Below are 22,997 nucleotides of genomic sequence, written 5' to 3'. Positions count from 1 at the left end.
TCAGCCGCCGGTCATCGGCGGGAAGAAGGCGATCTCCCCTGCCCCGGCGATCGCGGCCGCCGGCTTGACATGGCGCCGGTCGATGGCGGCGCGCACGATCTTCGGGTTCTCGAAGGCATAGGCATAGGCTTCGTTGCGCCCGGCCAGCCACTGCATGAGATCGCCAACGGTCTTCACCTCGGGCGGCAGCTCGACTTCCTCTTCGGGAACGCCGATGCGCTCGCGCAGCCAGGCAAAATAGATCAGCTTCATTCCCGCTCCTCCAAGAGGTGCTGCACGCCGCTGCGGAAATAGTCGTAGCCGGTATAGAGCGTCACCACCGCCGAGACCCAGAGCAGCACCAGGCCGATCACCGTGCAGCCGGGCAGCACGCGCTCGCCAGCCGGGCCGGCGAGCAGAAAGCCGATCGCCACCAATTGCGCCGTGGTCTTCCATTTGGCGAGGCGCGTCACCGGCACCGAGACGCGCAATTCGGCCAGGAACTCACGCAGGCCCGAGACCAGGATCTCGCGGCAGAGGATGACGATCGCGGCCCACACCGCCAGGTTGGCCATGGTGAGCGTACCGGTCGCCGTCAGCATCAGTAGGCAGGCGGAGACCAGCAGCTTGTCGGCGATCGGATCGAGCATGCGGCCGAGCGAGGATTGCTGGCCCCAGGCACGCGCCAGATAGCCGTCGAAATAATCGGTGACGGCGGCCAGCGCGAATGTCGCGAAGGCCACCCAGCGCACCCAGATCACGTCGGGCCAGAACAGGCACGCGACCACCACCGGCACGGCGGCAATCCGACCATAGGTCAGGATGTTCGGCAGCGAGAGCGGCGAGATCCGCTTTTTGGGCGCGACAGCAGTCATGGCTTGAAGGAACATGGGGAGGCGTATTGCGTCAACAAGGTTCACCCTCCCTTTTCATGAAAGAAGGCATACACCTTTCGCGCTGTCGCCTGGTCGATACCCGGGCAGCCTTCCAGATCCGCCATTGAGGCGCGCTCGATCGCCTTGAGCGTGCCGAAATGCCGCAGCAGGGCGCGCTTACGCTGTGGCCCGATGCCGCCGATTTCCTGCAGCCCGCCCTCCTTCAGCGATTTCGAGCGCTTCTGCCGGTGCGCGCCGATGGCGAAGCGATGCGCCTCGTCGCGCAGGCGCTGCACGAAATAGAGCACCGGGTCGCGCGGCGCGAGCTTGAAGGGCGGCTTGCCCTCGGCGATGAAGGTCTCGCGGCCGGCCTCGCGGTCGAGGCCCTTGGCGACGCCGACGAGGGCGACGTCCTCGACGCCGAGATCGGCAAAGACCTCGCGCGCCACCTGCATCTGGCCGGCGCCGCCATCGATCAGCACCAAGTCGGGCCAGGAAGGCAGGGAGCCGGGCATGCCTTCCTCCGGCTCGGCCTCCGCCACGTTCTGCGCGGGATCGCGCGGGTTCTCCTTGAGGAGGCGCGAGAAGCGGCGCTGCAGCACTTCGCGCATCATGCCGTAGTCGTCGCCGGGCGTGATCTCGGAGGATTTGATGTTGAACTTGCGGTAGTGGTTCTTGGCAAAACCCTCCGGCCCCGCCACGACCATGCCACCCACCGCATTGGTGCCCATGATGTGGGAGTTGTCGTAAACCTCGATGCGGCGCGGCGTCTCCTCGAGGTTGAAGGCCTCGGCCACGCCCTCCAGCAGTTTCAACTGCGAGGAGGATTCGGCGAGGCGCCGGCCCAGCGCCTCGCGGGCATTGGTGAGGGCGTGCTCGACCATGTCGCGCTTCTCGCCGCGCTTGGGCGTCGCGATCTCGATGCGATGGCCCGCGCGCAGCGACAGTGCCTGCTGCAGCAGATCCGCGCCTTCCACGTCATGCGACAGCAGCACCAGCCTAGGCGCCGGCTTGTCGTCATAGAACTGGCCGAGAAAGGCATCGAGCACCTCGGCCTCCGAGAGCGTACGATCTGCCTTGGGGAAATAGGCGCGGTTACCCCAGTTCTGGCCGGTGCGGAAAAAGAACACCTCGATGCAGAACTGGCCGGCCTGCTCATGCACGGCGAAGACATCCGCCTCCTCGATCGAGCGCGGATTAATGCCCTGCGTCGCCTGGATGGCGGAGAGCGCGGCGAGGCGATCGCGGTAGCGGGCGGCGCGCTCGAATTCGAGCACCTCAGCGGCCGCCTCCATCTCATGCGCCATCTGCTCCTTGATGGCCTTGGACTTGCCGGACAGGAAGGCCCGCGCCTCGCCCACCAGCGCCCCATAATCCTCGGCCGAGACCTCGCCGGTACAGGGCGCCGAGCAGCGCTTGATCTGGTGCAGCAGGCAGGGGCGCGTGCGGGTGGAGAACACCGAATCCGTGCAGGAGCGGATGAGGAAGGCGCGTTCGAGCGCATTCATGGTGCGGTTGACGGCGAGCACGCTGGCGAACGGCCCGAAATAGTCGCCCTTGCGGGTGCGGGCGCCGCGATGCTTGGTGAGCTGCGGGGCGGCATGGTCGCCCGTCAACAGGATATAGGGAAAGGACTTGTCGTCGCGCAGCAGCACGTTGAAGCGCGGCTTCAGGCTCTTGATCAAATTGATCTCGAGTAGGAGCGCCTCCGTCTCCGTCTGCGTGGTGACGAATTCCATTGACGCCGTTTCGGCGATCATGCGGGCGATGCGAGCCGTCGGCGCGATGCCGCGCGCATAGCTCGCCACGCGCTTCTTCAGCGAATGCGCCTTGCCGACATAGAGCACCGTGCCCTCGGCATCGATCATGCGATAGACGCCCGGCGCGTTGGGCAGCGTCTTCCAGAATTCATGAATGACCGCCACCCCCGCGCGGAGCGCGGAGGGTACGGCTTTCTCGTCAAAGGCAAAGTCGACGGAAGAAGAAGCCTCTTCAGCTTCAGGAAGTTCGGGCGAGTCGGTCATGCTCCTAAAATAAGGAGCCTTGCAACGCCTGGCGAGAGGGAAGGCTTGCTGTATCTCGCTTTGGTGCTGCGGGCGTCTCCGCGCCCATCGCCGTGGCGATCAGGCCAAAATCGTGCGGGCTGATACCGAACAGGCCAAAGCGCAGCTCATAACCCCAGTTCGCCTTGCCGACGGTGAAATCGAGCAAGGTGAGCAGCGGGCGAATTGGTTCCTCCTGTGCTTCTAACCAGTCGACGTCCCGGCGAAACGGCCGGAAGCCATTTCCCATGTCGGCTTCGTAGGGGATCCCCTCCCGGACATGCCCGATCGCCGTAAAAGCCTGCAACCGTTCCTTGCCACCGAACTGCTCAGTGGGAGAATAATAGACGACGCCGTCTCCCGGCCGAAGCCGGCGCAAAGGCGCGGCCTTGCCGTGACAGACCTGCATGAAGCCCGTGGCACGGCCGCGCCTGACATGTTCGGCCGAGGCCACAACGATCCAGTGGTGTGCGGGTGTGGTGGTGGCAATGAAGCTGCGCTTAGACATCGAAACTCCTCCAAATCAATGGAAGGAGATTACGATGCACTCCTGACAGTTCATGGCAGGAGGATGCGTGCCTTACTCGGCCCACGCAAGATGCTGCCCGCCATCCACCGCAATCATCTGGCCGCTGACGCTGCGGGCATTGGCGAGATAGAGCGCGGCCTCGACGATGTCGGCGACGTCGCTGCCATGGCCGAGCGGCGTGCCGGCGGCCTCGGCCTCGAATTCCTCCGGCGTCTGCGAGGCGGCCTGCAGGGTCGGGCCGGGGCCGATGGCATTGACGCGGATGCGCGGGGCCAGCGCCTGGGCCAGGGTCTGCGTCGCCACATGCAGCACGGACTTGCTGAGATAATAGGAGACGTAGTCCGGCCGGGGATGCAGCACGCGCTGGTCGATCAGATTGACCACCGAGGGATCCTTCACGTCGTCCACCACCTGGGCGGCAAAGGCCTGGGTGAGGAAAATGGGTGCCTGCGCATTGACGGCGAACTGGGTGTTCCAGCTCTTCGCCTCCAGGCCGCCGACGGCATCGGGCACGAACATCGAGGCCGAGTTGACCAGGAGGCTCAGCGGGCCAATGGCGGCCTTGGCCTCCTCGACGATGCGGCTGACGCCATCACCGGCGGAGAGATCGCCGACCACCACCCACGCCCTGCGGCCGAGGGCGCCGATCTCCCTGGCCAACGCATCGGCCTCTTCGCGCGAGCGGTTGCAATGCAACGCGACATCATAGCCCTGGCGCGCCAGCCCGAGTGCGATCTCCCGGCCGATCCGCTTGGCGGCGCCGGTCACCAGGGCTCGCCGTGCTCCTCGAGCATTCACCATGCCGTCCTTCCCTCGTTGAGGCCGATCTTCATGTTTCGTTTACGCTGCGGCCAACTTCCTGCCCAGCGTTAACGCCGCGAAATCCACGAGCATTGTTCAACTGGCACATCGGCCCCCTTGCGGTGCCAGCGCCCGGACACACAATGCTGAAGGTCACCCTCCTCACTTGTGCGATCATCGCCGCGCAGCCACTCATCGAGGGCGCGCGGGCTGGCGACGCCATGCCTGCTTCCTTGTCGATGGTGTGGATGGGCCGCTTCGTGAACACGACCAGGGCGCCCGTGCTCGGCAGCACCGTCCCGTCAGCAGAGGCACAACGCAAGCGGCGGACCGATGGCGATGGCAATGGCGATCCCGATATCGTCGGCTCGATCCCACCCGATGCCGCCGGGAACCCGGCCAGGGACATCGCCATGCTGCGCGGCACGCAGATCCTGTCGCTCTGCGCCATGCCCGGTCTCGTCGAGGACAATGCGAGCGACAGCCTCGCCTGTGGTGGGGTGCGGCATAATCGCTGGTCGGCCAAGGCAGCGACGTTCAACTACGACCTGAGCGCTGTCAAACCGGGCTTCATGAATGCGCCCACGCCCTACACGGCCGCATGGGACAGCCTTCCAGCGGTAGTTTCCCCACCGGCGACGCCCTGACAGCACGCACCGAGCTATCCAGGCAGGGCCTCAACGTATAACAAATCAATAATAAACATAGTTAATGAAGTATTACAGAGTACACTATAGAATATGCCATAATATTGCCTTGTTAAATTGCCTTAATAATCCCATCAGGCAACTTTCTCTTAAGAGTCTTAACGTACCACGGTTGCAGAATTGCTCGATGGGTTGGGGACACCGGCGTCATCACGAGTATGAGTACCAGGAGTTCACGATGAAAAAGCTTCTTCTTGCCACGGCAGCGACGCTGATCGCCGGCTCCGCCTATGCTGCCGATATCCCGACCAACCAGCAACCGGAGCCCGCCTATCAGGCTCCCGCCCCCGCCGTGACCTGGACAGGCCTCTATGCCGGTGTAAACCTCGGCTACGGCTTCTCGGGTGACTTCGACCCACCCGGCTGGCGCCTCAACAACGCCAGTGGCTGGACCGGCGGCGTCCAGGCCGGCTACAACATGCAGTATGATCCGATCGTCGTCGGCATCGAGGGCTCGATCAACTATGCCGACATCACCGACAAGTGGATGGGCGGCAAGGGCACGCTGGGCTTCAACGGCTCGATCACGCCTCGCGTCGGCTACGCCATGGGCGACTTCCTGCCCTATGTGAAGGCCGGCATCGCCGGCGGCGACGTCGAAGTGAAATATGTCCGCAGCGACACCAATTTCCTGGTGGGCTGGACGGCGGGCTTTGGTCTGGAATACCGCGTGACGCCGGAAATCTCGGTGCGCGCCGAGTATAATTACACGAGCTACGCCCGCGGCGATTTCGACGTGGATGCCTTACCCCGTGCGAGCTATAGCGGCAGCGACATCAAGCTGGGCGTCAACTATCACTTCTGATCCGATCGGAAGGGACGCTCCGAAGAGGCCCGGCACAGCGCCGGGCCTTTTTCGTTTGTCACGGCGGGTTCAGGGCAAGCCGCATCAGGGGGCGGCGCTCGGAGCGCCGTGCGATCTCCTCGAAGCCCAGATCCCGGAAGACGGATTCGATGCCGACAAAGCCTTCGCCCCATATCAGAGGCTTGTCGGAAGCGATCGGACAGACGTCGAGTGCCGTCGCGCCGGCCTGGACAGCAAAGTCCCGGGCAGCCAGGGTCAGCAGGCGCGTCAGGCCTTTGCGGCGCCAGTCGCTGCGGATGAAGAAACAGGTCAGCGCAAAGATCGAGCCGGGTGGAAAATCCACCGTGAGGCGCGCCGCCTTGCTGGCGTGAAAGCGGGTGGAGTTCTCGCGCGGCCCCACGGCACACCAGCCGACTGCCTCCCCACCGCTATAGGCGAGCAGGCCGGGCACCGTCTCCTGCGCAACCAGCGCCTGGAAGGCAGCCTTGCGGCCGGCGCGCTCCATGTCGCGAAACAGCGGGCCGTTCACTCGCAGCCACATGCACCAGCAGCCGGAATTGGCGCCTTTCTCTGGCCCGAACAGGGTTTCGAGATCGGGCCAGCGCTCCGAGGTCAGGGCGTGGATTTCGACATCAGCGGCCATGACTCTCCCCGCGATTCTCCCAGACGACATTGGCAAACACCGCGACGAGCACGATGGCGCCACCGATGAGCGTTGCCTCGCGCGGCGTCTCGCCGAAGGCAAGCCAGACCCAGAGGGGCGCGAGCGGTGTTTCGAGAGCACTCACGAGGCCAGTCTGCGCGGCCGGAATGAGCTTCGCCCCAATGGTGAAGCAGAGCAAGGCGAGACCCATATTGGTGATGCCGAAAGCGGCGAGCAGGGCGAACTCCCGGCCATCCACGGGCCAGGCGGTGACGAAAGGCAGAACAGTCAGTGCCGGCAGCAGAGCGGAGATGCTGGCCGCCGGCGCGAGCGGAACCTCGGGAAACCGGCGCCGCAGCACCGTGAAGGCCGCCACGATCACCGTCATGGCCAAGGCGAGCGCATCGCCGAGGAGACTGCCCTCCCCAGAACTGCCGACAACCGTTACCGCGACACCGGCGAGGGCTACCAGGCTGGCGACGAGGACAGCCGGCGAGGCTCGCTCCCGCATTGCCAGCCAGGCCAGGCCCGCGGCGACGAAGGGCACCGCAGCGTAGATGATCGAGACATGGGCAACGCTGGTCAGGGTGAGCGAGGCCACGAAGCAGGCCATGCCGCAGCCCGAGAGCAGGCAGAAGGCGAAGCCGACACGCCCGATGCCAAGGAAGGCACGCAAGGTGCGGCGCCGCTCCGTGGCGAGGACAAAGAGGAAGCTCGTCGCCGCGCCGAACAGGCCGCGCCAGAACAGCAGAGCGGCGAATTCGATCGGCACCGCGCGGGTAAAATAGCCGGCTGTGCTCCACAGAACGGCAGAGAACGCCACGAGCAGCAAGCCGAACCGGCGCGGCTCGAGCACTGGGCCTGCCCACATATTCTGCATGACTGTCATGGCAAACCTCCATGGGTTGACATGACGGCATTCTAGCCCAACCCTGCTGACAGGATCCTGTCAGCAGTCTTGCGTTAGGTCACCCACGAGGAATTGCATGCGCCGCACCACCCGCCTGTTCGAGATCATCCAGTTCCTGCGCGTGGCCAGGAAGCCGGTGACGGCCGAGACCATCGCGAGGCAGCTCGAAGTCACCAAGCGCACCGTCTACCGGGACATCGCCTCCCTGCAGGCGCTCTCGGTGCCGATCTATGGTGAGGCCGGTATCGGCTATGTCATGCGGGCCGGCTACGATCTGCCGCCGTTGATGCTCTCCATCGAGGAGGTCGAGGCGCTGGTGGTGGCACTCGGGCTGCTGGAGCGCACCAATGACAGGAGCCTGCGCAACGCTGCGGTTTCGATCCGTGCGAAGGTCGCCAGCGTGCTGCCGACATCGGCGCGCAACCCCATCGACCGGGGCAGCCTCTATGTGCCTCAGTGGATCCATCCCGAGCCGGTGAGCGTGGATCTTGCCATGGTGCGTTCGGCGATCCGGGAAGAACGCAAGCTGCTGCTGCATTATGCCGACGCCGAGGGCAAGCCGAGCCAGCGCGTGATCCGCCCCATCGGCGTGGTCTATTACGTCGAGGTCATGCACATCGTCGGCTGGTGCGAATTGCGGCAGGATTTCCGCAGCTTCCGAGCCGACCGCATCCGCGAATGCGAACTGATCGACGAATATTTTGCAGGAGAAGGCGCAAAATTGCGCCTTACCTGGGAGCAGCGGCAGGAATGAAGGCCACACGCCAAGGCCCCTTGCACCTGTCGCGGGCAACATGCCTGTCGCCCGGCTCCAAGGGGCCGGCGTGAACCGCCCCGTTCAGGCGGGCCTGGTCGACGCAAAGGACGGCACCTGCGCCTCGAATTCCGTCAGCCAGGCCAGAAGGCCGGGATAGTCCTGGCGCCAGGCGCCGGCGAAGCGCAGGTCGAGATAGCCAAGGGCGCAGGCGAGCGCGATGCTGCCGGCATCGAGCGTGGGATCGAAGGCCCCTGCCCGCTTCTCGAACGAGGCAAGACCCCGCTCGACCTTGCCGGTCTGGACTTCAAGCCAACGCGCGCTGTGATGCTCCGCCTCGCGGAAACGCCCCTCATAGACCCGCAGAAGCGAGGCATCCATGATGCCGTCTGCGAGCGCCTGACGGGCGAGCACATCGTAGCGGGCCGGCCCGGCCGGGATGATCCGGCCACCCCCGGCGAGGAAATCGAGATAGTCGAGAATGACGCGGCTGTCGTAGAGGGCAGTGCCGTCGTCCAGCAACAGAACCGGGATCTTGCCGAGCGGGTTTTGCTGGCGCAGCGAGTCCTGGGGATCGTTGGTATCGGCGGGAATGACGGTGATGCGGTCGAATAATCCGAGGTAGTGGGCCGCGATCTTGACTTTCCGTCCAAAAGGCGAGGCGGGCGAGGAACGCAATTGCATGAGGCCGAAATCCATCGATTGGAATAACCAGACACTCCGGAGGAGCGGCTGCATTCCATATCCTATTTCAGCCGCCGGGTCCCGCTACCCGGTGGATATTCGCCTCAGGCCTTCGCCAGATTCACTGCCTTGGGGCCTTTGCCCTTCTTGTCCGGCTCGACATCGAAGGAGATCTTCTGTCCTTCGGAAAGCGTTCCAAGGCCTGAGCTTTCGACCGCAGTCACATGAACGAAGATATCGCGCCCACCATCGTCCGGCGTAATGAAGCCGTAGCCTTTCTGGGCATTGAAGAACTTGACGGTGCCACTCTGCGCCATCTTCCACTCCCGGTCCTGATCCAGCCCCGAACGACCGGATCCCTTCCACATTAGTAGAACTCCAAGTTTCGTCCAAAGGGCGTCTGTGCGCAAGAGGCGATCTTGCCGTAGGTAATCGAATAAAGGAACTACACCCTTGCCGCCTGATCAAATCGCATGGATGCTTGCGGGATGAGCGAAGACATCCCGTATAATCGAGAGCCGCCGGCAGTTGGCATCAGCGAAAACTTGTCGCCTGGTGTGCGGCGCATCGTGGCGCCCAATGGTGGGCCGTTCACCTTCACCGGAACCTGCTCCTATATTGTTGGGCACGGCATAGTCGCGATCGTCGATCCCGGCCCTGACGATCCCATCCATATCGCCGCCCTGCTGGCAGCGGTGGCGGGCGAGAAGGTGGCGGCGATCGCCCTCACCCATACCCATCGCGACCACTCGCTCGCTGTTCCGGCACTGGTTGCGGCCACGGGCGCCCGGACATACGGCGCCGGGCCGCACCGCAGTGCCCGGCCGATGCATCAGGGGGAGATCAACCTGCTCGATGCCGCAGGCGACATGGCCTTCCGGCCCGATATCCTGCTGGCGGATGGCGAGGCCATCGAGGGGCCGGATTGGCGTCTTGCGGCCATCGCGACGCCCGGCCACTGTGCAAACCACCTCGCTTTTGCACTCGCAGGGGACGAAGTGCTGCTGTCGGGGGATCATGTCATGGCCTGGTCGACCAGCATCGTGGCGCCGCCGGACGGGGCGATGGGCGACTACATGGCCTCGTTGCGCAAGCTCATCGGGCGCCCGGAAACCCGCTATTTTCCCGGGCATGGCGGCCCCGTACTACAGCCGCAGCGCTTCGTGCAGGCGATGATCCGCCACCGCCTCCTGCGGGAGGCCTCGATCCTGGAGGCGCTGCGCGACGGGCCCGCTCCGATCGCCGTGCTGACGAGAAGAGTATACGCCGGGTTACAACCGTCATTGTTCGGAGCAGCGGCGCTCAACCTCTTCGCCCATCTGGAAGACCTCATCCAGCAAGGAAGGGTCGGCACGCATGGCCCGCCCTCCTTCGACGGGACCTATTGGCTGGCCTGATCGGGCAACAGGGCACGGTCGCGCAGATCGGTCAGGAAATTCTGGACATGGGCGGCATTGGCGCCGAAATCATAGGAGCCGTAGCGGGAGGCCGAGCGCATATCGATGCGCGTCTTGCCGTCATCGGCGCGGATGCGCACGGCGATATCGTCGGTGGTGCCGAAAAGCGTCGAGGTCGCCACCGCCTCGATGCGATCGGACGGGGCGATATCGGGCAGGCGGACGCGCGCCGCCGTTTCCGCCAGGCGCAGGTCGGCCACCACGCGCCAGCGCCGCTCCTGCATCAGCCTCAGCACCAGCTTGCGGATATCGTCGGGCGGGATGTCGATCAGCAAGGACTGGATCTGCGGCAGGGCCTCGCGCTGATGATCGGCGCTGCCGGCGGGATAGGTCGCGGGATTGGCATCGGCCGGCCGGTCCTTCGCGGCACGGGACAGCAAAGGCGGATCGGCCGTGTCGGTGGAGACATCGACAATCGCCGGTACGCTCAGGGCGAGCCAGGACGCAAAGCCCGCGGGCGCGAGCAGCACCAGGGCCAGCACGAAGCCGGTCAGCGCCCGTCCGAAGCCGCGCTCGCCCTTGTGCCAGACCAGCACGAAGGCGACGAGGGCGAAAAGCAGGGCCATGAGGGCAACGAGCAGGCTGCCGACCAGCGCGGCAAAGGCGGCGCTCATCGGGGCCAGGTGAAAGCGCAGGAGGACCAGGCAGATCAGCACGGCCTCGAAAGCGAAGACGGCCGCAAAACGCGACGACGTGGCCCAACCCGTCGGCGGCGGAGCGGGGCGCCGGAACATCAGCGCTCGAGGGTTTCGAGAAGGGCTGGCAGGTCCATCACGCTGTCGATCACATGATCGGCGTGAGGCGCCAGTTCCTCCCGGCCGGCAAAGCCCGAAAGCACGGCGATGGCTGTGCCGCCTGCCGCCTTCACGGCATGGAGATCATGGGTGGAATCCCCCACCAGGGCTACCTCCTGCGGCGGGATGCCGAAATCGGCGGCGAAGCCCAGCACGGGGCCGGGATCGGGCTTGCGGCCATGACCGGAATCATAACCGAGCACCGCATCGAGCCAGGGCAACAGGCCGAGCTTCTCGCAATGGGCGCGAGCACCGACCTCGGAATCATTGGTGCAGATGCCGGTAAGATAACCCTTCGCTTTCAGGGTGGAGAGCAACCACGGCGGATCACCGATCGGGGTGACGTGCTTCAGCCCCTCCTCGATGAAGATCCGGTCCATCCGGGCGAAGAAGGCATCGTCGGCCGTCTCGCCGAGGGCGTGCGCCCAGGTCACGCCATAGTCGGCCGAGGACTGCGCGACCAGCACCGATGTTGGCCGGATGCGATGGTTCTTCAGATCATAGTCGTTGATCTCGACAAGGCGCGCCATCTTCTCCTCGTTGCCGGCGCTCAGGCGCTGCATGGCGGCATAGGTGGCAGCGCTCCAGGTCAGATGGAAGTCGACCAGGGTACCATCCTTGTCGAAGAGTATGGCGCGTATGGGCATGGCGAATCCGTCGGGCTGCAACATCCCCATGCATAGGCAATTTGGCCCCGCAAGCATATTGCGGAATCCGCCGACAAATCCCATCTTCGTCAGGAATCGTGGGCCTTGCGCCACGGCAGCCGGCTGCCCAACAGGGGGCCGGCCGGAGGATTGACATGCGTGACCCCTACAGCGTGCTTGGCGTATCCAAGACGGCGAGCTTGGCCGAGATCAAGAAGGCCTTCCGCAAGCTCGCCAAGCAATACCATCCCGACCAGAACAAGGACGCCAAGGCCGCGGCGAAATTCGCCGAGATCAACAGCGCCTATGAGATCGTCGGCGACGAGACCAAGCGCGCCCAGTTCGACCGCGGCGAGATCGACGCCGAGGGCAAGCCTCGCTTCCAGGGCTTCGAAAGCGCCGGCGGCCCGGGGGGCGGCTTCAGCCGTGACGGCGGCAATTTCGAGTTCAATTTCGGCACTGGCGGCCGAAGCGGCGGCTTCGGCGGTGGCGCTGGCTTCGACGATATCCTGAGCGAGATGTTCGGCGGCCGTGCCCAGCGCGGCGGGGCCGGCCCGCGCGGCGCCCCGCCGCGTGGCGAGGACATCCAGGTGACCGGGCAGATCCCCTTCACCATCTGGGCGCTGGGCGGCAAGGCCCGTGTCGAGCTTGGCCCAGGCCGAGCGGTGGATGCCTCCATCCCCGCCGGTATCGCACCCGGCAAGACCATCCGCCTGCGTGGCCAGGGCGAGCCCAGCCCCTTCGGCGGGGAATCGGGTGACGCGCTGATCACCGTGGCGGTAGCGCCGCACGACATTTTTCGCGCCGAGGGCAAGAATGTCCGCGTCGACGTGAACGTTACCATCTATGAGGCGGCGCTCGGGGCCAAGGTGCGCGTGCCGACATTGGACGGCTCGGTCGACCTCACTCTGCCCAAGGGCACCACGGGCCTGCGCTCCTTCCGCCTGAAGGGCAAGGGTGTGCAGGAGAGGGACGGTGCCGGTGACCTCATCGTGCAGCCGCGCATCATCATGCCGGACAGGCTGGATGAAGAGCTGGAGGCAGCGCTGATCAAGCTGCGCGACAAGGGCTATGATATCGGGCGGTAAATCCTGGCAGCGCGGATGTCCCTGCGACACTCAAGAAAGTATCGCACGATGCGCTCTTGGAAACAATACGCGAGCCGGCTAGGGCGTTCTTGGTGTGCCGGTCTTCAGACCGGCATCTTCCACCAAGGCCGAGAGCATGCCGGTCTGAAGATCGGCACACCGATTCCAGCTGGCGCCTTGGATGTCGGTCCCCGGAATGCACCAACCGCTCTACTCTATTTCCTGAACGGCCACTCCACCGGCGTACCCACCTGCCCGCGATGGCGGAGCAGGTGATCGGCCAGCACGCAGGCCATCATCGCCTCGCCCACCGGCACGGCGCGGATGCCGACGCAGGGGTCATGGCGGCCCTTGGTGATGATATCGGCATCGTGGCCGTAGCGGTCCACCGTGCGGCGGGTCTGCAGGATCGAGGAGGTCGGCTTCACGGCAAAACGCACCACCACCGGCTGGCCGGTCGAGATGCCGCCGAGGATGCCGCCGGCGTGGTTGGAGAGGAACAGAAGCTTGCCGTCATTGCCCATGCGCATCTCGTCGGCATTCTCTTCGCCGCCGAGTTCGGCCGCCGCAAAACCGTCGCCAATCTCGACGCCCTTGACCGCGTTGATGCTCATCATAGCCGCCGCAAGGTCGCCGTCGAGCTTGCCATAGATCGGCGCGCCCAGGCCCGGCGGCACGCCTTCCGCCACCACCTCGATCACCGCGCCGATGGAGGAGCCGGCCTTGCGAATGTCGTCGAGATAGGTCTCGAAGAACTCGGCCATCACCGGATCGGGGCAGAAGAAGGGATTGTTGTCGACCGCGCCCCAGTCCCAGCGCGTGCGGTCGATCCTGTGCGGGCCCATCTGCACCAGGGCGCCGCGGATGGTCACGCCGGGCAGCACCTGGCGGGCGATGGCGCCGGCCGCCACGCGCGAGGCGGTCTCACGGGCCGAGGAACGCCCACCGCCGCGATAGTCGCGCAGGCCGTATTTGACGTCATAGGCATAGTCGGCATGGCCGGGCCGATACCTGTCCTTGATCTCCCCGTAATCCTTGGAGCGCTGGTCGACATTCTCGATCATCAGGTTGATCGGGGTGCCGGTGGTCACGAGTTCGCCGGTCGTCTCGTCCGCCATCACGCCGGAGAGGATACGCACCTGGTCGGGCTCGCGGCGCTGCGTGGTGAAGCGGCTCTGGCCCGGCTTGCGGCGGTCGAGGAAGCCCTGGATCATCGCCTCGCTCACGGGCAGGCGCGGCGGACAGCCGTCGATCACGCACCCCAGCGCGATGCCATGGCTCTCGCCATAGGTGGTGACGCGAAACAACTGACCGAATGTGTTGAAGGACATGGCAACCCGCTGCGACCGATTTGGCAGCCTTCTACAGCATGACAGGCCCGGCAGGGAACGGCTTTGCGCAGTTTTATCGGATAACCTAGCGGAAGGCAGGACTGTGCCACAATTTCACCACGACTTCGCCGCATGGCAGCGGATGGGCGGGCGGCACAACAAGAATCCAGAGGCGTGGCCTCATGGAGGAGACTGCCATGAAAATCCTGAAATCCCTGCTCATTCCTGCCGTTGCCGTGCTGGCCCTCAGCGCGGGTGCCGCCTACGCCCAGACGACGCCGGCCCCTGCGACCCCGGCTCCTGCCATGAAGGCCAAGCCCGCGAAGCCGGCCATGAGCGCTGACCAGAAGGCAGCCATCTCCAAGGCCTGCTCGGCCGCCGCCGACAAGCAGGGCCTGCATGGCAAGGACCGCAAGAAATTCCGCGAAAGCTGCAAGAGCCATGGCGGTCCGGCCTGATCAACCCCAACGATTTTGACGCTTCGGAAGGCCAGTCTCGCGACTGGCCTTTTTTGTCTTCAAAACAACCGATGCGAGCGGACTGCAACAGCCTCAATTTCACCAAGCCTGCGAAGTATTGTGTGCCACTAGCAAGAACTGTCCTAGAGGCAATGCTTCAAAGAGGAGGTTCCCATGAATGCCCTTCGGAAAGGACTTGTTTCGGCGATCGTTCTGTCATTGTCACTGGGTGCGGGGGCTGCCTTCGCCCAAACCACCCCCGGAGCGGCGCCCGCGACACCGGCACCTGCCGCCAAGACCATGAAGCCGATGACAAAGCACGTCCACAAGGTTTCGGCCTCGAAATCCTGCGCGGCCCAAGGCCATCAGAAGAAGCTGCATGGCAAGGCTTACAGCCGCTTCGAGGCCAATTGCATGCATAAGGGCGGCGCTTGAGCGCGCTCGCTCGCAACGACAAGGGGCCAGCCTTCGGGCTGGCCTTTTTGTTTTCACAACCCCATCGGCAAGTTTCAGCCGCCGGTCGCAACCGGTGGCCGGTCTGCTCGTGATATAGAGATCGATCGGTTTACCTGCCCTCCCCTCGGCCGTGAGGTTCTCGGGTCGCGGCTGAAATTCGTTCTCTCGACGGCGTTTTGGCTTCGGATCGAATCACCGAGAATCGCAAAGACGCGTTAAAACAAGGAGTTAGAGCAATGGGCGTTTGCACGTAAACGCGCTTTGCTACAGGGCCCTGGACGGGTTCACTCGTTCCGGGCCTTGCCGCTCTCTACACCCACTCCGCCGTCTTGCCGCGGAATACCAACAGCTTGCCCTGCCAGATTGCGGCATCCGCCGCTTCGTTACCGGGGATGCCGGTTAGCAGTGCCAGGAGGACCCGGGCGACGCCGCCATGGCTGACGATGACCAGATCCTGGTTGACGGTCTTCAGCCAGCCGGCGATGCGGTCGCGCAGCATGGCATAACTCTCGCCGCGCGGCGGCACATAGGCCCATTTATCGGACGAGCGCGCCTTCACCATGTTGCGGTCGATCGAGCGCAACTCCGCCCAGGTCTTGCCTTCCCAATTGCCGAAGGTGAGCTCCTTCAGCCTGTCATCCAGCTTGTAGCGGTTCGGAGGCAGGCCGATGGCCTTGCGCGCGAGTTCGGCCGTCTCGCGCGTCCGGCCGAGAGGGCTGACCTGCCAGGGCAGGCTGTCGGGTTCGGGAAGCACTGTGGCGAGCCTGCGGCCGGCCTCGGCAGCCTGCGCACGTCCGATCTCGTTGAGAGGGACGTCCTGCTGGCCCTGCAGACGAGCCTCGGCATTCCAGTTCGTCTCGCCGTGGCGCATGAAGTAAAGAGTTTGCGCCAAGAGCCTGTTCCTTGTTCTGGTGCCTCGGTATAGTGGCCAGTTATAGGCCGCCTGATACCTAATCCACTGATCTCGCATCGCGCCCTGTTGGGGGCGGAACGCCGCCGAACCGAGAGCAATCCTTCGGAAAAGTCCATAAACTTTTCGGTGAGGGAAAACCCTGCCCCGCCAGCCTCAGTCCTTGCCGGCCAGGGTGATGTCGGGGGAAGTCGGGTTCTTCATGCCGACGACGTGGTAGCCGGCATCGACATGGTGGACCTCGCCGGTCACGCCCCGCGACATGTCGGAGAGCAGATAGGCACCCGCCTCGCCCACTTCCTCAATGGTCACGGTGCGGCGCAGCGGCGCGTTATACTCGTTCCACTTCAGGATGTAGCGGAAATCGCCGATGCCGGAGGCAGCCAGCGTCTTGATCGGGCCGGCGGAGATCGCATTCACGCGAATCGCCTTCTCGCCGAGATCGGCGGCGAGATAGCGCACGCTCGCCTCGAGGGCGGCCTTGGCGACGCCCATCACATTGTAATGGGGCATCCATTTCTCGGCGCCGTAATAGGTCAGCGTCAGCAGCGAGCCGCCATCCCTCATCAGCTTCTCGGCGCGCTGGGCCACCGAGGTGAGCGAATAGCAGGAGATCAGCATGGTCTTGGTGAAGTTCTCTTCGGTCGTCTCGATGTAGCGGCCGTCGAGCTGGTCCTTGTCGGAAAAGGCAATGGCATGGACGACGAAGTCGAGCTTGCCCCATTTGGCCTCGACCTCGGCGAAGACGGCGTCGATAGTATCGCCATCGGTGACATCGCAATGGCCGACGACAAGAGCATCGAGCTCAGCCGCCAGAGGCTCCACGCGCTTCTTGAGAGCATCACCCTGATAAGTGAAGGCAAGCTCGGCGCCATGCTGCCGGCATGCCTTGGCAATACCCCAGGCGATCGACCTGTTATTTGCCACTCCCATGATGAGGCCGCGTTTGCCGGCCATCAAACCACTTGCTGTCATTCGCAACTGCCTATTCAAAAGGAAGGGCATGAATAACGGAAGGCCGCGCAGCGGGAAAGGGGCGTTCGGCCTTTTTTCGGGGAGTTCCAGGGAAGCGGCATCGCCTGGAACCGCTGGCTTTCAGCCGGCATCCTGGAAACGTCGCGCTTGCAGGAAGGAATGAGCCGGCCAGGAGGCCATCGGTCCCAGCAGGACGTGCTCTCCGTTACACGTGCTGGCCGCCATTGATGGCGATCTCGGCGCCGTTCACATAGGAACTCTGGTCCGTGCACAGGAAATAGATGGTCTTGGCCACCTCGTCGGGCGTGCCGAGCCGGCGCATCGGGATCTGCGCCACGATCTTCTCGGTGCCGGGCGAGAGGATGGAGGTGTCGATCTCACCCGGGGCAATGGCGTTCACGCGGATGCCGCGTGGCGCGAAGTCGGAGGCCATCTCGCGCGTTAAGGCAGCCAGCGCCGCCTTGGAGGTGCCGTAGGCCGCACCGGCGAAGGGATGCACGCGCGCGCCGGCGATCGAGGTGACGTTCACCACCGAGCCCTTGACCTGCTCCAGCTCCTCGATCAGCCCACGGGCCAGCATGATGGGCGCGAAGAAATTGACCTGGAACACCCATTGCCAGTCGGCGAGGCTGGTATCGATGCTGCCGAGGCGCGCGCCCTGCTTGTCCTTGGGCGAGATCGCGGCATTGTTGACCAGCGCATGCAGGCCCGCCCCGTTCAGCCGATCCTTGATCTCGACGATCGCCTCTTCCGTATTGACGGGATCGGCGAGATCGACCTGGATATGATCCTCCGGTCCCGCCTCCCAGGGGCATTCCTCAGGAAAGGCGTGGCGCGAACAGGTGATCACCCGCCAGCCGGCGGCGGAAAAGCGCTTAACCGTCGCATGGCCGATGCCGCGGGAGGCGCCGGTCAGCAGCATGGCGCGCTGGGGATGGGAAGCACTCGTGGTCATGACGACGGCCATTCAATGAAAGGAGGGTAGCGCCTAGGCGCCGTGTCCCCACACATAGGCATTGGGCCGCCGGAATGAAATGCGGCAAAAGCACGAGATCGCCTCATGGGTACAATTGCTGGCGCGACCAGCCCCCTGCCGGGACGCTTCGCCGGAAGACGAGGCGGTCATGCAGGCGGAAGGGCCTGTCGTGCCAGAACTCGATCTGTACCGGCAGGATGCGAAAGCCTGTCCAATGAGGCGGGCGCGGAATCTCGCCGATGCCGAACCTGGCCGTGTAGGAGGCGACTGCCTTTTCCAGAGCAAAGCGCCCTTCGAGCGGGCGCGACTGCTGCGAGGCCCAGGCGCCGACGCGGCTGCCGCGCGGGCGCGTGGCATAATAGGCATCGGCCTCCGCGTCGCTGACACGCTCTACAGGCCCGCGGATGCGGACCTGCCGGCGCAGGCTCTTCCAATGGAACAGCAGAGCGGCCTTGGGATTGGCGTCAAGCTCAGTCCCCTTGGCGCTCTCGGTGTTCGTGTAGAAGACAAAGCCATGGTCATCGAGGCCCTTGAGCAGCACCATGCGCACATCGGGCAGGCCATCGGGATCGACAGTAGCAAGCGCCATCGCATTGGGATCGTTCGGCTCGGACTTTTCTGCCTCGCCAAGCCATTGGGAAAACAGAATGAACGGCTCGCCTGCAGCGAGAAAGCCGCTGGAGTCACCCGATATTAACTCGCCTGTGGCAGGATTACCTAACGTTACTGTCATGGGGTGGCTCCAAGGTGTTCGACAGGTTCGATTTCAAGGCTGCTTATAGCGCGCGCCGCGCTCTCGGCCCACTCTGCGTGCTGTTCGCGGGCATGATTTTATCCAGCTGTGCCATCTCGACCCCGCTTGGCCCGATCTTCGGCTCCGCCGAGGACAAGACGACCACCGGCTCGATTCCCGCTCAGGACAACCGCCTTAGCGCCAGCATGACGGATGCCGACTGGGACAAGACCAAACTGGCGCTGCAGGCGGCCATGAACCCGCAGAACCCGGGCGCCTCCATGCTGTGGTCGAACACCGAGGCTGGCACGCATGGTTCAGTGACACCGGTCGCCGATGCCTTCGTCGAGAACAGGGCCACCTGCCGCAGCTTCGTCGCCGCGCTCACCGAGAACGCCGGTACGCAATGGTATCAGGGCAAGGGCTGCCAGACGAGCGGCGGCGCCTGGACCATGATCAGTGTCCAGCCCTGGGCCCTGCCCCACGCCTGACCGTATTTTCTTCCCGGCCTTTGCGACGGTTAAGCCTGCGTTCAGCAAGGGCGGAGTAGGCTGCGGATGCGTTGTGCGAAGTATCACGGGTCTATCACGTTAACCATGATAGCTTCGCCGTTAAATATTCACAGTCCCGCCCTCACCTCGCTTCAATGCACCCACAGGGTGAATGCAAGTAGAGCGTGTAGTTGCGTTAGGAGTTACCCATGACCGCGTCCCATATCCCGGCCCTGCCGACTGAGCAAAAGCAGGCCTTGCAGGGCCCTGCCCGCGAGCAGCTCGAACATCTCTATCGCGCTATCGGCATCTCGGCCGTTGCGGCCGCCGCCGCACAGGTCGCCCGCAAGGAGACCAAGCCGGCCAAGGCCAAGCATGAGATGCCGGCCTGCCTGCGCGAGGATGACGACCATCTGGCTGCCTGATTCCGCGCCAGCGCATCTTTTGTCGAAATGCGACGCCGTTCCGCGCCTGTAAGCGAACCGTCACAGTCTCGGCCAAACCGGTTTCAGATCACAGCCGCGCCCTCAAAGCGCGGCTTTTTCGTTATTTCAGGCCTGTTCCAGTCTGTGGTGTTTTTGCAACAGGGCTAACGAAAGCAACAGGAGATGTCGTATATAGGACATAGATGTCGCAGGCTCGTCACAAATGCCGCGCCGTCAATGTAAAATTATGCTCAAGTTATTGGCAGCGATGCATAAATTTTACGCAAGCACTGCCTGGTACTGTGGCTTGAGGACCGGATTATGGATATCGAGGGATCGCGTCTCCAGCAACCCGCATCTGTGAAGCGGGAAAGGCTTGAGGATCGTTATGGCAAGATCGCCATGCCTGCGCTCGCGGCGGCGGTCGGCAGCGCCAGCAAGGAAAAGAATCAGCGCCAGATGAGTGCCGAGGCGGCCCTTACCCGCCTGCAGCAGATGGCTCAGGACTGAGCCGAACACCTGTCTCCGCGGCATTGGATGATGGGGCGGCGTTGTTAGACGCCGGCCGGCGTGATATTGCGTCACCCTTACGGAACATCGCTGCCCTCTCCTGGGCTGGCTGCGTTCATGCCTGGTGCGGGATCGACAAAAGAACCCGCCCCCTGAATGATCTTCCTCGGCCTTCGAGCCTAGAGCAAAATGCGTTCAGGCAGGAGCGAATTTCGAAATTAACTTACTGGTATCAAAAGCATTTTGCGATTCTTGGTGATTCGATCTGAAAGTAAAACGCTCTAAACAAAAAGCCCCGGGAAAACCGGGGCTTTGTTGTCTCTCGAGGTCAATACCCTGGGCTCGGACCTGATTCCATAATCAGATCCAGACCTTGCAACGCCCTCTCGCGAGGGCGCCCTCGCCCTCAGCGCACGATGACTTTGGTGCCATCCTGGACGCGGCTGTAGAGATCGATCACATCGATATTGCGCATGCGGATGCAGCCCGAGGAAACGCTCTGGCCGATTTTCTCGGGCTCATTGGTGCCGTGGATGCGGTAAAGCGTGTCCTTGCCGTCTTGGAACAGATACATCGCACGGGCGCCGAGCGGGTTGGTCCAGCCGCCGGCAGTCTTCTTGACCTGCGGCCAACGAGCGACCATATCGGCGGGCGGGTTCCAATCCGGCCATTCCGCCTTGTGGTCGATCACGGCTTCACCGGTCCAACCGAAGGCCTCGCTGCCGAGGGCCACGCCATAGCGCATCGCCTTGCCATCGGGCAGCGTATAGTAGAGCTGGTGCTGCCTGGTCTCGACCACCACCACGCCTGGCGGCTCGCCAGTGGGATTGTCCACCATGTAACGGGCGAACATCGGGTCTTCCTTGGCAGTCGGAATCATGGCCATGAACTGGGCATCACGTTCCGAAAGCACGGGATCCGGTGTCCTGGCATATTGGCAGGCGGCAAGGCCCACCGTGAACGCCGCGAGCAGCGCGAGACGAACCAATTTCATAGAACCCCCGAAGAAATGACCGCGTGGCATGATACCGTCGCTAGTATGGTTACTGTTCGGTTAAGGCCGACGGCAAGTTGCCCAAGGACGGCCTGACACTTCAAAGCATTAAATTCACGAAAGAGAAATGCGCGAGGAGTGTCAATGTCACCCGCGCAAAAAATCCGAAGTGTTGCCAATATCATACGCTTTTGGCAGCGAGAGCCCCCCCAAACGGGGCTTCAATGGCGAGCGCAAGCGTAGGATTCGCAGTTAGGCCCGGTCGACCGCTGCAAAAAGAGCGGGCATGCCTCGGCAAAAGCATGCCCGCTCAAGGCACCCTGTGTGGAGGGCGTTGGAATCACGGCGACAATTCTCGAGCCACGGCACAATGTGCCATTTGGCACGGCTGGTCGCCGCACTACCGTTCAATCAGTGAGAGATCGCAGGGCGGGTCGGAGCCGAGAAGCTCAGCGCCCCGTCAATGCTGGCGATGATGCTGAGGGCGAGATCGACGTGATTGCCGATCCCTACCGACAGCGCATCACGCGCCTGCGGATCGAGAGGAGAGCTGTCGATGGCGACACCGAGCTTCGACAGGGTCTTGCACAGTTCGGCAAGGAGCTGCTGGTGCTGGCGGATCGACGACATATAGGCACGGTGCAGATCCGTGACATCGGGCGACGACGCTCCGACGTCGTCCTCGTTCCAGGTCTGGTGTGCAGGGTAGGTCAACATCGAATTTCCCCGAAAAGATCATTCCGCGGATGCTCGTGCTGAACTTTGGCTCCGCTGATGGAGCAATGGTTAACGGGAAACGCCCCTGTCGCGCTGTGCGTTTGCGCACATCGCTGACGAGGCCTATCGGCATGTCGCCCATGATTTCGCCGCGGAGGCAACTTTTCAAAGCGCCGCGGGGCAAGCCGGTATTGACGCACAGGAGACTGGATTCGCCGCTATTCTCCTATGCGAAAGCGCACATGAAGGAAAAGGCAGAGCAGCTCTCCTAGCCGGGGAAACCTTGATCGCTGCGACTTTCTTTATGGCGCGAATGAGACGATGTCTCTGTTCCCTTGGTAACAGAGACGGTAGATCGGTGCTGGACCGCTATCCAGCCATCGCCGTCTCGAACCTGCCCAGCAGCATCGTCGCGATCCGCTCGCGCGCCTGGAAGGCCTCCGGCAGCGGCAGCAGCATCCAGGCGTGCACCATTTCCGGATATTCCCACAGATCGAGTTGCTGGCCTTCCGCCTTCATGCGGTCGGCGAGGCGACGCGCGTCGGCGTAGAGAAGGTCGCTGGTGCCGGTGAGCACGGTGACGGGCGCCAGTCCGCGCACCTCGCCATAGACGGGGCTGACGCGCGGATCCTCCAGTGGCAGGTCCCCGGCATACATGCGCGCGGCCGCAAGCGCGGCTTCGGCCTTGATCACCGGATCGTGCACTTCCTGCGCCAGCGTGGCGGGATCGCTCATGGTGAGGTCGAGCCAGGGTGAGAGCAGCACGATATGGCCGGGCTGCGGCAGCCGGGCCGAGCCCAGCGCCTGCGCCAAAGCGAGGGAAAGCCCGCCGCCGGCCGAATCGCCCATGACCACGATGCGCTCGGGCGCCACCTCGGCACAGAGAGCGCGATAATGGGCGAGCGCGCTTGCCAGCGCCTCCTCATGGCCGTGCTCGGGCGCCAGCGGATAGAGCGGCACGCGGGCGCTGCAGCCGGTGAGGCGGATCATGGCCTCGATGAACTGCCAATGTACGAAGCCGATATCGATCGAAAAGGCACCGCCATGCAGATAGAACAGATGAAAGGGCGGGTTGCGGGAGGAAGATTGGCCGCCTCGGCGCGGCACCAGATCAAAGACCCGGTCGCCATGCTCCCGCCTCTGCTGCACCATGCAGAGCGAGCGCAGTCGGCTCGAGGGCATCGCCGCCCCGCTCCTGCGGCTGAGCCGGATGAAGAAATTGAGGACGGGCGGATTAGCCCAGCTCTTCACCCTGATCACGCGGAACAGGGCATGGAGGGAACGCGAGGCCAGGCTCGCTCCCATC

At 63.8% G+C, this 22,997-nt stretch carries 29 protein-coding genes; 10 read left to right on the top strand and 19 right to left on the bottom strand.

Annotated elements, in window-relative coordinates; genetic code table 11:
- The 5 genes from moaD to QQL24_RS32200 all read right to left on the bottom strand — a co-directional run bounded on the left by moaD (window position 1) and on the right by QQL24_RS32200 (window position 4,226).
- Window positions 1–252: a molybdopterin converting factor subunit 1 gene (gene moaD, locus QQL24_RS32220; RefSeq protein ID WP_284316411.1), complete on the bottom strand. Its 252-nt coding sequence runs from the start codon at window positions 250–252 to the stop codon at window positions 1–3.
- Window positions 249–854: a CDP-diacylglycerol--glycerol-3-phosphate 3-phosphatidyltransferase gene (pgsA, locus tag QQL24_RS32215; protein ID WP_284316410.1), complete on the bottom strand. Its 606-nt coding sequence runs from the start codon at window positions 852–854 to the stop codon at window positions 249–251. Before pgsA ends, moaD begins: the two co-directional genes overlap by 4 nt.
- A gap of 41 nt (window positions 855–895) precedes the next feature.
- Window positions 896–2,878 carry an excinuclease ABC subunit UvrC gene (uvrC, locus tag QQL24_RS32210; protein ID WP_284316409.1) on the bottom strand — a complete coding sequence of 661 codons (1,983 nt, stop codon included), beginning with the start codon at window positions 2,876–2,878 and terminating at the stop codon, window positions 896–898.
- 4 nt (window positions 2,879–2,882) lie between these two features.
- Window positions 2,883–3,404 carry an EVE domain-containing protein gene (locus QQL24_RS32205; protein WP_284316408.1) on the bottom strand — a complete coding sequence of 174 codons (522 nt, stop codon included), beginning with the start codon at window positions 3,402–3,404 and terminating at the stop codon, window positions 2,883–2,885.
- 72 nt (window positions 3,405–3,476) lie between these two features.
- Window positions 3,477–4,226: an SDR family oxidoreductase gene (locus QQL24_RS32200; protein ID WP_284316407.1), complete on the bottom strand. Its 750-nt coding sequence runs from the start codon at window positions 4,224–4,226 to the stop codon at window positions 3,477–3,479.
- A 143-nt stretch (window positions 4,227–4,369) separates the two neighbouring features.
- On the opposite strand from QQL24_RS32200, the gene QQL24_RS32195 reads away from it, so the two are divergent.
- Together QQL24_RS32195 and QQL24_RS32190 are read left to right on the top strand one after the other, a co-directional pair.
- Entirely contained in the window at window positions 4,370–4,873 is a 504-nt protein-coding gene (locus QQL24_RS32195; protein WP_284316406.1) for a hypothetical protein, read from the top strand.
- Between the two features lie 238 nt (window positions 4,874–5,111).
- Window positions 5,112–5,738, top strand: coding sequence for an outer membrane protein (locus QQL24_RS32190; protein WP_284316405.1), 627 nt, complete (start codon window positions 5,112–5,114; stop codon window positions 5,736–5,738).
- A gap of 58 nt (window positions 5,739–5,796) precedes the next feature.
- Here the strand turns inward: QQL24_RS32190 and QQL24_RS32185 are convergent, their stop codons facing one another.
- Together QQL24_RS32185 and QQL24_RS32180 are read right to left on the bottom strand one after the other, a co-directional pair.
- Window positions 5,797–6,381 (bottom strand): GNAT family N-acetyltransferase, encoded by a 585-nt coding sequence (locus tag QQL24_RS32185; RefSeq protein WP_284316404.1) that lies wholly within the window; start codon window positions 6,379–6,381, stop codon window positions 5,797–5,799.
- The gene (locus QQL24_RS32180; RefSeq protein ID WP_284316403.1) at window positions 6,371–7,270 is read right to left on the bottom strand and encodes a DMT family transporter; all 900 of its coding nucleotides are present in this window, start codon (window positions 7,268–7,270) and stop codon (window positions 6,371–6,373) included. The genes QQL24_RS32185 and QQL24_RS32180 overlap by 11 nt, the downstream gene beginning before the upstream one ends.
- A 97-nt stretch (window positions 7,271–7,367) precedes the next feature.
- On the opposite strand from QQL24_RS32180, the gene QQL24_RS32175 reads away from it, so the two are divergent.
- On the top strand, window positions 7,368–8,045 hold the full coding sequence (locus QQL24_RS32175; protein WP_284316402.1) for a helix-turn-helix transcriptional regulator: 678 nt from the start codon (window positions 7,368–7,370) through the stop codon (window positions 8,043–8,045).
- 84 nt (window positions 8,046–8,129) lie between these two features.
- On the opposite strand, the gene QQL24_RS32170 is transcribed toward QQL24_RS32175, so the two are convergent.
- Complete coding sequence (locus QQL24_RS32170; RefSeq protein WP_284316401.1) at window positions 8,130–8,729, bottom strand: glutathione S-transferase; 600 nt, start codon at window positions 8,727–8,729, stop codon at window positions 8,130–8,132.
- A gap of 104 nt (window positions 8,730–8,833) precedes the next feature.
- Window positions 8,834–9,046: a cold-shock protein gene (locus QQL24_RS32165; RefSeq protein WP_284316494.1), complete on the bottom strand. Its 213-nt coding sequence runs from the start codon at window positions 9,044–9,046 to the stop codon at window positions 8,834–8,836.
- A 171-nt stretch (window positions 9,047–9,217) separates the two neighbouring features.
- Here QQL24_RS32165 and QQL24_RS32160 point away from each other — a divergent pair, with 171 nt between their 5' ends.
- Window positions 9,218–10,126 carry an MBL fold metallo-hydrolase gene (locus QQL24_RS32160; protein WP_284316400.1) on the top strand — a complete coding sequence of 303 codons (909 nt, stop codon included), beginning with the start codon at window positions 9,218–9,220 and terminating at the stop codon, window positions 10,124–10,126.
- On the opposite strand, the gene QQL24_RS32155 is transcribed toward QQL24_RS32160, so the two are convergent.
- Both QQL24_RS32155 and QQL24_RS32150 read right to left on the bottom strand, forming a co-directional pair.
- Entirely contained in the window at window positions 10,111–10,920 is an 810-nt protein-coding gene (locus tag QQL24_RS32155; protein ID WP_284316399.1) for a DUF1499 domain-containing protein, read from the bottom strand. The two genes, QQL24_RS32160 and QQL24_RS32155, sit on opposite strands and share 16 nt — an antisense overlap.
- Window positions 10,920–11,627 carry an HAD family hydrolase gene (locus QQL24_RS32150; RefSeq protein ID WP_284316398.1) on the bottom strand — a complete coding sequence of 236 codons (708 nt, stop codon included), beginning with the start codon at window positions 11,625–11,627 and terminating at the stop codon, window positions 10,920–10,922. The genes QQL24_RS32155 and QQL24_RS32150 overlap by 1 nt, the downstream gene beginning before the upstream one ends.
- Window positions 11,628–11,782: 155 nt before the next feature.
- On the opposite strand from QQL24_RS32150, the gene QQL24_RS32145 reads away from it, so the two are divergent.
- The gene (locus tag QQL24_RS32145) at window positions 11,783–12,715 is read left to right on the top strand and encodes a DnaJ C-terminal domain-containing protein (protein ID WP_284316397.1); all 933 of its coding nucleotides are present in this window, start codon (window positions 11,783–11,785) and stop codon (window positions 12,713–12,715) included.
- 215 nt (window positions 12,716–12,930) lie between these two features.
- Here QQL24_RS32145 and aroC read toward each other — a convergent pair whose 3' ends face one another.
- Window positions 12,931–14,046, bottom strand: coding sequence for a chorismate synthase (gene aroC / locus QQL24_RS32140; protein ID WP_284316396.1), 1,116 nt, complete (start codon window positions 14,044–14,046; stop codon window positions 12,931–12,933).
- A gap of 197 nt (window positions 14,047–14,243) precedes the next feature.
- Here aroC and QQL24_RS32135 point away from each other — a divergent pair, with 197 nt between their 5' ends.
- Both QQL24_RS32135 and QQL24_RS32130 read left to right on the top strand, forming a co-directional pair.
- Entirely contained in the window at window positions 14,244–14,504 is a 261-nt protein-coding gene (locus QQL24_RS32135) for a PsiF family protein (RefSeq protein WP_284316395.1), read from the top strand.
- Window positions 14,505–14,678: 174 nt separating this feature from the next.
- Window positions 14,679–14,939 carry a phosphate starvation-inducible protein PsiF gene (locus QQL24_RS32130; protein ID WP_284316394.1) on the top strand — a complete coding sequence of 87 codons (261 nt, stop codon included), beginning with the start codon at window positions 14,679–14,681 and terminating at the stop codon, window positions 14,937–14,939.
- Between the two features lie 331 nt (window positions 14,940–15,270).
- On the opposite strand, the gene QQL24_RS32125 is transcribed toward QQL24_RS32130, so the two are convergent.
- From QQL24_RS32125 to pdxH, 4 genes are all read right to left on the bottom strand, one after another.
- Window positions 15,271–15,852 (bottom strand): histidine phosphatase family protein, encoded by a 582-nt coding sequence (locus tag QQL24_RS32125; protein WP_284316393.1) that lies wholly within the window; start codon window positions 15,850–15,852, stop codon window positions 15,271–15,273.
- Window positions 15,853–16,026: 174 nt separating this feature from the next.
- On the bottom strand, window positions 16,027–16,845 hold the full coding sequence (gene fabI, locus QQL24_RS32120) for an enoyl-ACP reductase FabI (RefSeq protein ID WP_284316392.1): 819 nt from the start codon (window positions 16,843–16,845) through the stop codon (window positions 16,027–16,029).
- 205 nt (window positions 16,846–17,050) lie between these two features.
- On the bottom strand, window positions 17,051–17,800 hold the full coding sequence (locus tag QQL24_RS32115; RefSeq protein WP_284316391.1) for an SDR family NAD(P)-dependent oxidoreductase: 750 nt from the start codon (window positions 17,798–17,800) through the stop codon (window positions 17,051–17,053).
- A 103-nt stretch (window positions 17,801–17,903) separates the two neighbouring features.
- The gene (gene pdxH, locus QQL24_RS32110) at window positions 17,904–18,554 is read right to left on the bottom strand and encodes a pyridoxamine 5'-phosphate oxidase (protein ID WP_284316390.1); all 651 of its coding nucleotides are present in this window, start codon (window positions 18,552–18,554) and stop codon (window positions 17,904–17,906) included.
- A gap of 14 nt (window positions 18,555–18,568) precedes the next feature.
- On the opposite strand from pdxH, the gene QQL24_RS32105 reads away from it, so the two are divergent.
- From QQL24_RS32105 to QQL24_RS32095, 3 genes are all read left to right on the top strand, one after another.
- Window positions 18,569–19,045 carry an RT0821/Lpp0805 family surface protein gene (locus QQL24_RS32105; protein ID WP_284316389.1) on the top strand — a complete coding sequence of 159 codons (477 nt, stop codon included), beginning with the start codon at window positions 18,569–18,571 and terminating at the stop codon, window positions 19,043–19,045.
- Between the two features lie 209 nt (window positions 19,046–19,254).
- Window positions 19,255–19,470 (top strand): hypothetical protein, encoded by a 216-nt coding sequence (locus QQL24_RS32100; protein WP_284316388.1) that lies wholly within the window; start codon window positions 19,255–19,257, stop codon window positions 19,468–19,470.
- Between the two features lie 321 nt (window positions 19,471–19,791).
- On the top strand, window positions 19,792–19,980 hold the full coding sequence (locus QQL24_RS32095) for a hypothetical protein (protein ID WP_284316387.1): 189 nt from the start codon (window positions 19,792–19,794) through the stop codon (window positions 19,978–19,980).
- Window positions 19,981–20,386: 406 nt separating this feature from the next.
- Here QQL24_RS32095 and QQL24_RS32090 read toward each other — a convergent pair whose 3' ends face one another.
- From QQL24_RS32090 to QQL24_RS32080, 3 genes are all read right to left on the bottom strand, one after another.
- Window positions 20,387–20,974 (bottom strand): L,D-transpeptidase, encoded by a 588-nt coding sequence (locus QQL24_RS32090; RefSeq protein ID WP_284316386.1) that lies wholly within the window; start codon window positions 20,972–20,974, stop codon window positions 20,387–20,389.
- Window positions 20,975–21,385: 411 nt separating this feature from the next.
- The gene (locus tag QQL24_RS32085; RefSeq protein WP_284316385.1) at window positions 21,386–21,691 is read right to left on the bottom strand and encodes a hypothetical protein; all 306 of its coding nucleotides are present in this window, start codon (window positions 21,689–21,691) and stop codon (window positions 21,386–21,388) included.
- Window positions 21,692–22,060: 369 nt separating this feature from the next.
- Complete coding sequence (locus tag QQL24_RS32080; protein WP_284316384.1) at window positions 22,061–22,996, bottom strand: alpha/beta hydrolase; 936 nt, start codon at window positions 22,994–22,996, stop codon at window positions 22,061–22,063.
- Window position 22,997: the final 1 nt, after the last annotated feature.

It is taken from the genome of Labrys miyagiensis (genome assembly GCF_030160835.1).
Lineage (GTDB): Bacteria > Pseudomonadota > Alphaproteobacteria > Rhizobiales > Labraceae > Labrys > Labrys miyagiensis.
Note: the sequence above shows the minus strand (reverse complement) of the source record. Positions and strands in the feature narration are given on the sequence as shown.